2 protein-coding genes are annotated in these 1,526 nt (G+C 65.8%); both read left to right on the forward strand.

The features are described from left to right. The coding region (locus tag AC097P_RS23780; protein ID WP_479612901.1) for a molybdopterin dinucleotide binding domain-containing protein at positions 1-411 on the forward strand (411 nt) is incomplete at its 5' end. 269 nt (positions 412-680) lie between these two features. After that, a complete protein-coding gene (fdhD, locus tag AC097P_RS23785) occupies positions 681-1,457 on the forward strand; it encodes a formate dehydrogenase accessory sulfurtransferase FdhD (protein WP_479612902.1) in 777 nt (258 codons plus the stop codon). The last annotated feature ends 69 nt before the right edge of the window (positions 1,458-1,526 follow it).

The raw sequence follows: 1,526 nt of genomic DNA on the forward strand, positions 1-1,526 counted from the left end.
GCCATCGTCTTCGCGCTCATGACCACCCGCTCGCACGACCAGTACAACACCACCATCTACGGAGCCGACGACCGCTACCGCGGCGTCTACGGCCAGCGCCGCGTGGTGTTTGCACACGCCGAAGATATTCGCGATCTGGGCATGAAAGACGGCGACTGGATCGACTTCCATACCGTCTGGGACGACGGCGAAGAGCGTCGCGCCGACGGCTTCAAGCTGGTGGCTTACAACATCCCGCGCGGCTGCGTGGCGGCCTATTACCCCGAGACCAATCCGCTGGTGCCGCTGTCCGCGGTGGCTGCCAATGCGGGCACGCCTACCTCCAAATGCATACCGGTGCTGATGCTGCCGCACAAAAAGCCCGAGACCGTTGCGGCCCACCGGACTGGTGCCAGCCAAGCCGTGGTGTGACCGTGGCTGAGGTGCTAAACCAGGCGATTCTGGCGGTATTGCAGCAAGCGACCGAGCCCATGTCGCTGCCACGCCTGGGCAAGCGCCTGGGCCTGGGCGCAAGCGTGCTGATGCGCGCTCTGACCCTGATGGGCGACGCCAGCCTGGGTGGTCAGCCCGGCCCCGGCTGGGTCCAGGTGGTCTTGAAAGACGAGCGCTTGACTGTCGGCTTGACCGATGCCGGGCGGAGCTTTTGCGCGGAGCAGGCCATAGCTGAGCTACCGCCAACCTTGTTGCCGCACGCGGTGCGGCGCTTCCCTGCCGACGTGGTGGAAACCGACCAGATCGCGGCAGAGGTGCCGGTGGCCCTGGTGTTCAACGGCATCTCGCATGCGGTGATGATGGCCACGCCGCAAGACCTGGAAGCCTTCGCCCTGGGCTTTGCGCTGAGCGAAGGCATTCTGGACAGTGTGGCGGACTGCTATGGCATGGAAGTGCAATACAGTGGCGCTGCCTGCGAGGTGCAGCTCGACGTGTCCTCGCGCTGCTTCCAGCGGCTGAAGGAGCGCCGCCGCAAGCTTGCCGGTCGCACCGGCTGCGGTGTCTGCGGTATCGACAGCCTGGCCGCGCTGGACCTGGAGCCCACGCCCATGGCACCGGCTGCCTGGGCCGCCCAGCTGAAGGCCACGACCGTGCTGCAGGCGATGCAGGCGATGCCACCGCTGCAGGTGCTGAACGCTGCCTGCGGCTCTTTGCACGCCGCTGGATGGGCTACACCCGATGGCGTGTTGACCGACGTGCTGGAAGACGTGGGCCGGCACAACGCGCTGGACAAGCTGTTGGGCCAGCTGGCGCAGGCCGGACGCCTGGCTGAGCCGGGTTTTGTGGTGATGTCCAGCCGCGCCAGCTACGAGCTGGTGCACAAATGCGCGCGGCTGAATGTGGCGGTGTTGGCGACAATTTCCGCACCTACGACCTTGGCCATCCGCATCGCCGACACGGCAGGTCTGCAGCTCTGGGGCCTGTGCCGTGACCCCCGCGCCGTACGGTATACGGCGGGATGTTGAGTCATTACTCTCTCCACAATGCACACCCCTGAATCCCCGTTTGCTTTGAGTGACATCACCGCCCTGGTG

This window comes from Rhodoferax sp. ZS1R8, assembly GCF_056521325.1.